This window comes from Burkholderia sp. Tr-862 (assembly GCF_011753085.1).
In the GTDB taxonomy this organism is placed as follows: domain Bacteria; phylum Pseudomonadota; class Gammaproteobacteria; order Burkholderiales; family Burkholderiaceae; genus Burkholderia; species Burkholderia ambifaria.
Genome location: NZ_VWWG01000223.1, coordinates 1 through 8767, shown reverse-complemented (window position 1 = coordinate 8767; position 8767 = coordinate 1). Strand labels below are relative to the sequence as shown.

At 68.8% G+C, this 8767-nt stretch carries 5 protein-coding genes; 2 read left to right on the top strand and 3 right to left on the bottom strand.

Going from position 1 to position 8767, the window contains the following annotated elements; all coding sequences use genetic code 11:
- Nucleotides 1–3826 (top strand): translocation/assembly module TamB domain-containing protein (locus F3J14_RS31835; protein WP_247682326.1); only part of this gene is annotated, 3826 nt, incomplete at its 5' end.
- Nucleotides 3827–3851: 25 nt separating this feature from the next.
- On the opposite strand, the gene F3J14_RS31830 is transcribed toward F3J14_RS31835, so the two are convergent.
- The 3 genes from F3J14_RS31830 to F3J14_RS31820 all read right to left on the bottom strand — a co-directional run bounded on the left by F3J14_RS31830 (nt 3852) and on the right by F3J14_RS31820 (nt 7373).
- Nucleotides 3852–4019 carry a hypothetical protein gene (locus F3J14_RS31830; RefSeq protein ID WP_166726304.1) on the bottom strand — a complete coding sequence of 56 codons (168 nt, stop codon included), beginning with the start codon at nt 4017–4019 and terminating at the stop codon, nt 3852–3854.
- Nucleotides 4020–4192: 173 nt separating this feature from the next.
- The gene (gene metG, locus F3J14_RS31825; protein ID WP_166726303.1) at nt 4193–6355 is read right to left on the bottom strand and encodes a methionine--tRNA ligase; all 2163 of its coding nucleotides are present in this window, start codon (nt 6353–6355) and stop codon (nt 4193–4195) included.
- A 376-nt stretch (nt 6356–6731) separates the two neighbouring features.
- Nucleotides 6732–7373 carry an OmpA family protein gene (locus F3J14_RS31820; RefSeq protein WP_014896346.1) on the bottom strand — a complete coding sequence of 214 codons (642 nt, stop codon included), beginning with the start codon at nt 7371–7373 and terminating at the stop codon, nt 6732–6734.
- 356 nt (nt 7374–7729) lie between these two features.
- On the opposite strand from F3J14_RS31820, the gene apbC reads away from it, so the two are divergent.
- The coding region (gene apbC, locus F3J14_RS31815) for an iron-sulfur cluster carrier protein ApbC (protein ID WP_166726302.1) at nt 7730–8767 on the top strand (1038 nt) is incomplete at its 3' end.

Here is an 8767-nt window from a genome sequence, read left to right as displayed (position 1 = left end):
CGGCGTGCGGCTGCGCGGCTTCGCGTGGACGAGCCCCGGCGGCGCCGGCACCGAAGTGCGGATCGACCGGCTCGAGGGCCGCTGGGCGCTGACCCGCGCGCCGTGGCGGCTGTCGGTCGCGTACCTGCGCGCGGGCACGATCGACGTGCGGATCGTGCCGGGGCCGTCGACACCGGCCACGACACCGCAGGACCTGAGCCTGCCGCTGCAGGTGCGGATCGACGACCTGCGCGTCGATCACCTGGCGATCCACGAAGGCGGCTCGACGACGCAGCTCGACCATCTCGCGCTGAACGGCCGCAGCGACGGCCGTCGCCATGAACTCGCGCTCGACGGCGTCGACACGCCGTACGGCGCGCTGACCGCACGCGCGAAGCTCGACGGCGTGAAGCCGTTCGCGTTGACGGGCAACGCGACCTACGTGGGCAAGCTCGCCGACGAACCGGTCAACGCGAGCGCGAACGTATCGGGTTCGCTCGAAGCGCTGGTCGCCGACGTCGCCGCGAGCGGGATGAAGCTGAACGGGCGCGCGCACGTCGAGGCCGCGCCGTTCGGCGCGGTGCCGCTCACGCGGGCGTCGATCGCGTTCGAGCACGTGAACCCGCAGGCGATTTCGCCGGGCGCGCCGGCCGCCGATCTCGCGGTGCGCGCGGAGCTGGCGCCCGTGACCGCGCCGGCCGGCGCCGCGCCGGCGAAGGGCTTCGCGGTGACGGGCCCGGTGTCGATCGTCAACGCGAAGCCCGGCTTGCTCGGCGAGCACCTGCTGCCGGTCGTCGACGCGCATGCGACCGTGAATCTCGACGCGCACGCGCAGCGGATCGACGGCCTCGCGCTGAAGCTGGTCCGCGACGGCAGCGTGACCGGCAGCGGCACGCTGACGGGCGGCAAGGGCCGCTTCGACCTGCAAGTCGCGAATCTCGACCTCAATGCATTCGTCGCCCAATTGCGGCCGATGCGCCTCGGCGGCCCGCTCGGCGTGACGCTCGCGGGCGACGTGACGACCGTCGACTTCAACCTGAATGATCCGAAGCTCGCGCTCGGCGCGCGTGCGAAGGTCGCGCTGACGGCGCAGCAGACGGTGGTGACCGATGCGCGCGTGACGGCTGGCAAGGGCCGTATCGACCTGACGGGCGTGTTCCGCCACGACGCGCATTCGAGCTACGACGCGAAGGCGACGCTGACAGCGTTCGATCCGCTGCTGCTCGCCGCGATGAATGCGCCGGGCGCGGCCAGCGGCAAGCCGGCTGCAAAGGCGGCTGCAAAGGCGGCTGCAAAGCCGGCAAAGACGGCCAACGTGGCCAAAGCGACAACCAAGGCGCCGGCCAAGCACGGCGAGACGCGCGTATCGGGCACGCTGACGGCCTCCGGCGCGTTCGCGCCGCAGGTGTCGACGAAGGCGACCTTCAAGCTCGGCGACAGCCTGTACGACGGCGTGCCGCTGACCGGCGCCGGCGTCGTGCAGCTGGCCGGCACGCGGATCCTGCCGAGCAACGCGACCCTGTCGATCGCGGGCAACCACGTCGACCTGCGCGGCAGCTTCGGCGCGCCGGGCGACCGGCTGCGCTTCGTCGTCGACGCGCCGGAGCTCGACCGGCTCGGCTTCGGCATGCAGGGGCTCGTGCAGGCGCAGGGCGACCTGACCGGCAGCTTCGCGCATCCGAACGTGACGGCCACCTACAAGGCCCAGCACGTCGTGGTCGGCTCGAACCGGATCGGCGCCGCGCAGGGCCACGCCGACATCCGCGACGGCGCGCACGGCGCGCTCGTGTTCACGGCCGACGCGACCGACCTCGCGTTCGGCTCGCTGCAATTGAAATCGCTGCGCGCGAACCTCGACGGCACGCGCGCGAAGCACACGCTCGATGCGTCGGCGATGGGGATGGCCGACGGCCGCGTGATCAACCTGACGCTCGCGGCGAACGGCGGCGTGGTCGAGAACCGCGACGGGATGCGCTGGGACGGCACCGTCACGCGCCTCGCGAACCGCGGCACGCCGGCGCTCGCGCTGCAGGCGCCGCTCACCGTATCGGCCGGTGCCGGCCGCGTGACGCTCGGCGCGACGCGGCTCACGCTCGAAGGCGCGGCGATCGACCTGAAGTCGTTCGTGTTCGATCGCGGCCAGATGCGCTCCGCAGGCTCCGTGCGCGATGCATCGGTCGCGCGTTTCTTCGAGATCCGCCAGGTGCTGACGGGCCAGCGGCCGCCGGTGCGCACCGACGTCGTGCTCGATGCCGACTGGGACTTCTCGCTCGGCGCGAATGCGACGGGCCACGTGCAGGTGAAACGGCGCGGCGGCGACGTGACGATCGAGAGCGGGCGCGGCATCGCATCGCTCGGGCTGACCGACCTGTCCGCGCGCGCGAGCTTCGCCCCCGGCAACCGGCTCAACGTGGTGGCGCTCGCGAAGGCGAACCGGATCGGCTCGCTCGCCGCGAACGTCACCGTCCCGTTCGCGCTGCGCGACGGCGTATTCGGCATCGTCGACGACGGCCCGCTATCGGGCCGCATCGACGCCGACATCCCGTCGCTGAAGGCGACCGGCAACCTGTTCGGGCCGAGCTACCTGCTCGGCGGGCGCGCGGCGCTGAACCTGACGGTCGCGGGCACGCCGGTGAAGCCGAACGTGTCGGGGATGCTGACGGGCGACGATCTGTCCGCGACGCTCGTCGACCAGGGCGTGCAGCTGAAGGACGGCATCGTGCGCGTGAAGCTCGCGGAGAACCTCGTCGAATTCCAGCAGGTCGAGTTCCACGGCGGCGACGGCACGCTGCGCGCGATCGGCCGCGTGCGTCTCGACGGCGAGGCGCCGGACCTGACCGCGAGCATCGTCGCGGACAAGCTCGAGCTGTTCGCGGCACCGGACCGCAAGCTGTCGCTGTCGGGCAAGGCGACCGTCGCGAACGACGGGCCGCGCGGCGCGCTGTCGATCGACGGCAAGTTCGTCGTCGACCGCGCGCTGTTCGACCTGCCGGAGAACGGGGCGCCGCATCTGTCCGACGACGTCGTGATCGTGCGCCCGGACGGCACGGTGCGCGGCGACGTCCAGACGGGCACCGCGGTCGCGAAGCCGCAGAAGGTCGACGAAAAGCCGGCGCCGTCGCTCGCGCCGCGCGCCAACATCGACATCGGCCTCGGCAACAACTTCCGCTTCCGGGGCCACGGCGCGGACCTCGGGCTGCGCGGCACGATCACCGTGATGAGCGCGCCGGGCGTGCCGCTGCGCGCGGTCGGCAACGTGCGCGTGACGGAGGGGTCGACCTATACGTCGTTCGGCCGCAAGCTCGCGGTCGAGAACGGTTTCTTCACGTTCAACGGCCCGGTGTCGAATCCGGGCATCAACATCCTCGCGATGCGGCGCAACCAGGAGGTCGAGGCCGGCGTGCAGGTCATCGGCACGATCCAGTCGCCGACGGTCAAGCTCGTGTCCGAGCCGAACGTTACCGACAACGAGAAGCTGTCGTGGCTGCTGTTCGGTCACGGCACCGACCAGGGCAACAACGTCGGCCAGCAGAATGCGATGACCGCCGCACTTGCGCTGCTCGGGAGCGCGACCGGCAAGCGTGTCGCGCAGAGCATCGGCCTCGACGAATTCTCGATCGGCCGCAGCGACGTCGGCCTGACCGATTCGCAGGTCGTGCAGATCTCGAAGGCGATCAACGAGCGCTTCGTGCTCGGTTACGAGCAAGGGCTGCAATCGGCGAGCAACGCGTTCAAGGCGACCATCAACCTGACGCGCTTCTGGTCGGTGTCCGCGTATGGCGGCACGTTCCAGGGCGTCGACCTGAACTACACGCGGCGCTTCGATCGCTGGTTCAGCCAGCGGTGATGAAAGCGGCGCGCTCCGGCCCCGCTCAGCCCGGCGTGCCCGGCCTCGGGTTGGCGCGCATGCATGCGACGAAGTCTTCCCGCGTAGCGGCGACCGTCACGTCGACCTGCAGCCAGCGGCCGCGTGCATCAAGCCGCCGTGCGCGGAAGTAGTGGCGGTATTGCAGTGCGGCGGCCGCCACCGGCGGCGTCACCCTGGGTGGACCGCTCGATGCGGTCTTCGGAATCCGGCGGGCCCGATGTCGTCGCCATGTTAGCGGAACGCGCGCGCGCTGCGCGTCGGGCGGTGCTGCGCGCGCCACGCCATGAAAAAAAGCCCCGCACGTATCGTGCGAGGCTTTCTTGCTCAGGTAGCGGCGTGTGCCGCTTACTTCACGCGCATGCCGGGTTTCGCGCCGCTGTGCGGTTCGAGGATGTAGAGGCCCGGTTCGGCCTTCTCGTCGGTCGCCGACGCGGCGAGCACCATCCCTTCGGACAGCCCGAACTTCATCTTGCGCGGCGCGAGGTTCGCGACCATCACCGTCAGCTTGCCGACGAGCTGCTCGGGCTGGTAGGCCGACTTGATGCCGGAGAACACGTTGCGGGTCTTTTCCTCTCCGATGTCGAGCGTGAGCTGCAGCAGCTTGTCCGAGCCTTCGACGGCCTGGCACGCGACGATCTTCGCGATGCGCAGGTCGACCTTCGCAAAATCGTCGATCGAGATCGGCGCGTCATCGGCACCGTTCGCGGCAACTGCCTTCGCGTTGGCCTTGGCGTTCTTCGCATCCTTCGCGGCGTTGGCGGCGGTCGCGCCCGCGGCAGCGGCGCCCGCGGCGTCGGCCTGCAGCGAATCGCGGTTCGCGGCGAGCAGCGCGTCGATCTGCTTCGGATCGACACGCGTCATCAGGTGCTGGTACGCCTTGATCGGCTGCGCCGACGACAGCGGCGTCGCGGCGTCGGCCCACGTGAGCGGCGCGATCCCGAAGAAGGCCTCGACGGCTTCGGCCACGCGCGGCATCACCGGCTTCAGCGCGAGCGACAGCAGGCGGAACGCCTCGAGGCTCACGCTGCAGGTTTCGTGCAGCGCGACCGCGTTGGCCGGATCCTTCGCGAGTTCCCACGGCTTCGCACCGTCGACGTACGCGTTCACTTCGTCCGCGAGTTCCATCGTGTGGCGCAGCGCGCGGCTGTATTCGCGTCCTTCGTAGTGCGCGGCGATCGACGCAATCGCATCGCGCAGCTTCGCGACCAGCGGATGGTTCATCGCGCTGTCCTGCACGCGGCCGTCGAAACGCTTGATCAGGAAGCCGGCCGCGCGGCTCGCGATGTTCACGTACTTGCCGACGAGGTCGCTGTTCACGCGTGCCTGGAAGTCGTCGAGGTTCAGGTCGATGTCTTCCATCGTCGCGTTCAGCTTCGCGGCGAAGTAGTAGCGCAGCCATTCGGGGTTCAGGCCGGTGTCGATGTAGCTCTGCGCGGTGATGAACGTGCCGCGCGACTTCGACATCTTCGCGCCGTCGACCGTCAGGAAGCCGTGCGCGAACACGTTGGTCGGCGTGCGATGGCCCGAGAACTCGAGCATCGCCGGCCAGAACAGCGTGTGGAAATACAGGATGTCCTTGCCGATGAAGTGGTACTGCTCGGCGGTCGAACCCGCGCGGATCCACGCGTCGAAGTCGATGCCCTCGCGGTCGCACAGGTTCTTGAAGCTCGCGTAGTAACCGACCGGCGCGTCGAGCCACACGTAGAAGTACTTGCCGGGCGCGCCCGGGATCTCGAAGCCGAAGTACGGCGCGTCGCGCGAGATGTCCCAGTCGGCGAGCTTGGCTTCACCGGCGTCGCCGAGCCATTCGCGCATCTTGTTGGTGGCTTCGGGCTGCGCGAGGCCGCTGACCCATTCGCGCAGGAACGACTCGCAGCGCGGGTCGGACAGGCGGAAGAAGTAGTGCGTCGACGTCTTGCGCACCGGCGTCGCACCCGACACCACCGAGTACGGGTTCAGCAGTTCGGTCGGCAGGTAGGTCGAGCCGCACACTTCGCAGTTGTCGCCGTACTGATCCTTCGCGTGGCACTTCGGGCACTCGCCCTTGATGAAGCGGTCCGGCAGGAACATTTCCTTGACCGGGTCGTACGCCTGCTCGATCGCGCGCTCGGCGATCAGGCCGTTTTCCTTCAGCGCGAGATAAATGTTCTCGCTCAGCACGCGGTTCTCGTCCGAGTCGGTCGAGTAGAAGTTGTCGAACGACACGCCGAAGCTGTCGAAGTCGCGCTTGTGCTCGGTCCACACGCGGTCGATCAGCTGCTTCGGCGTGAGGCCTTCCTTCTCGGCGCGCAGCATGACCGGCGTGCCGTGCGTGTCGTCGGCGCCGATGTAGTAGACCTCGTGGCCGTGCATTCGCAGCGTCCGCACCCAGATGTCGGTCTGGATGTACTCGACCAGGTGGCCGATGTGGATCTGGCCGTTGGCATAGGGCAGTGCGGACGTAACGAGGATCTGGCGGCGGCCTTGCGGCGCCGTAGCCTGCACGGAAGTCAGGTCGGATGCGGACATAGGGTCTGTAGAAGAACGGCGGAAACGACGGAAACTGCGATTCTAGCAGGGGTGCAGGGAGGTCAGTCGGGGCGGGTGCCGTGGACCGGGCGCCGCGACGGGCGGGACCGCCGGGGCAGCGTGCCGGGCGGCGGCATGCTGCAACGCAGCACACAATTTTCGGGCAAAAAAAACCGGGGCGGATACGGCCCCGGAGCAACAACGACAAGAGGAGAATGGTGACGCGCCGGCAGCGCCAGCCGCGTACCGTAAAGACAGACCGCAGGGCGGGACAGAAGTTCGAAAATTTTTTCGATTTGTTACCGGCCCCGTCGCACGCCTGGTGCGGCGGGGCTGTGCGCGCGGCGTACGCCCCTGGTTCCTCTCGTTGCGATGCTTACTGTTGCGCTGCGCGCAGGTAGATCTCGACGCGACGGTTTTGCGCGCGGCCGGCTTCGGTCGCGTTGTCCGCGATCGGGTTCGACGGGCCCATGCCCTGTGCCGCCAGGCGGCCGCCGGCGACGCCGCGCTGCACGAGCGCGTTCACGACGCTCTGCGCACGGTTCTGCGACAGCGTCTGGTTCAGCTGCTGCGAACCCGTGCTGTCCGTGTAGCCGACGACCGATGCCGTCACTTGCGGGTTCTGGTTCAGCGTCGTCGCCAGGTCGTTCAGCAGCGGCGTGAAGGCCGGCGTGATCGCGTACTGGTTGGTCGCGAACGTGACCGAGCTCGGCACGTTCAGCTTCAGCGAGCCGTCCGGCTGCTCGGTCACCTGCGTGCCCGTCTTGGCTGCCGACGGCGCGAGCTTGTTCTTGATCGCTTGCCAGTTGTAGCCAGTCACGCCGCCGACCAGTGCGCCGACGCCCGCGCCGATCGCCGCGCCCTTGCCGCCACCGGCCAGTGCGCCGATGCCCGCGCCCAGCGCCGCACCGGTGCCGGTGCCGACAGCCGCGTTGTTGCCTTGCTGCGTGGCGCAGCCTGCCAGCAATGCGCCGGCCAATGCGAAGACGGACAAGCGGGTAGCGATTTTCATGTTCATCTTGGATTCCTCTCTTTCTTGGTTGAACGAGTCGACAACGACGACAAACAACAGTTACGGCTCCCACCACGGGCGCCCGAAAAAGGTGGGCAGGCCCGGGCTCGCGGCAGCCGCCGAGGCGGCAGCATGCCCTGTTCGCCAGCGTGGCTGTTCCGGACAGGGTGACGCGTCAGCCTCTACAATATAGGCGGTTGGCGGCCGATTTGGCCCCATAGCATGCCGCACGCGAAGAGTGCGCCGCCGCGCGCGTTCGCGCAATGGTATGCAACAGATTCTTTCACTTTTCCCGATTTTCGCAGCGTAATTTGATATTTTTTGACGTTTGCACGGGAGAAAAACGTTTTCACGGAGTTTCGATGAGCATTGACCGGGCACAAGTCGACGCCGCGCTGGCGGCTGTCGTCGACCCCAATACCGACCGTCCGTACGCGGCGAACAAGGGCGTGCGCAACGTCGCGATCGACGGCGACGCCGTGGCGGTCGACGTGGTGCTCGGCTATCCCGCGCGCAGCCAGCACGACGACGTGCGCGCGCGCATCGCCGCTGCGCTGAAGGCCGTGCCGGGCGTGCGCGACGCACGTGTCGCCGTGTCGCAGGAGATCGTCGCGCACACGGTGCAGCGCGGCGTGAAGCTGCTGCCCAACGTGAAGAACATCGTCGCGGTCGCGTCGGGCAAGGGCGGCGTCGGCAAGAGCACGACGGCCGTCAACCTCGCGCTCGCGCTCGCCGCGGAAGGCGCATCGGTCGGCATTCTCGACGCCGACATCTACGGCCCGTCGCTGCCGACGATGCTCGGCATTCACGGCCAGCGCCCCGAGTCGCCCGACAACCAGTCGATGAACCCGCTGGTCGGCCACGGGCTGCAGGCGAACTCGATCGGCTTCCTGATCGAGGAAGACAATCCGATGGTGTGGCGCGGCCCGATGGCGACGTCGGCGCTCGAGCAACTGCTGCGCCAGACCAACTGGCGCGAGCTCGACTACCTGATCGTCGACATGCCGCCGGGCACGGGCGACATCCAGCTCACGCTCGCGCAGCGTGTGCCGGTGACGGGCGCCGTGATCGTGACGACGCCGCAGGACATCGCGCTGCTCGACGCGAAGAAGGGCCTCAAGATGTTCGAGAAGGTCGGGATTCCGATCCTCGGCATCGTCGAGAACATGAGCATCCACATCTGCTCGAACTGCGGCCACGAGGAGCACATCTTCGGCGCGGGCGGCGCCGAGCGGATGGCGCAGGACTACGGCGTGAACGTGCTCGGCAGCCTGCCGCTCGACATCGCGATTCGCGAGCGCGCCGACAGCGGCACGCCGACGGTCGCGGCCGAGCCGGACGGCGCGCTGGCGCGGCGCTATCGCGACATCGCGCGTGGCGTCGCGCTGGCGATCGCCGAG

What these genes read in the sequence shown, in the direction of transcription:
- metG (WP_166726303.1), bottom strand. Translation starts at nt 6,355, where the DNA reads ATGTCCGCATCCGACCTGACTTCCGTGCAGGCTACGGCGCCGCAAGGC.
- F3J14_RS31820 (WP_014896346.1), bottom strand. Translation starts at nt 7,373, where the DNA reads ATGAACATGAAAATCGCTACCCGCTTGTCCGTCTTCGCATTGGCCGGC.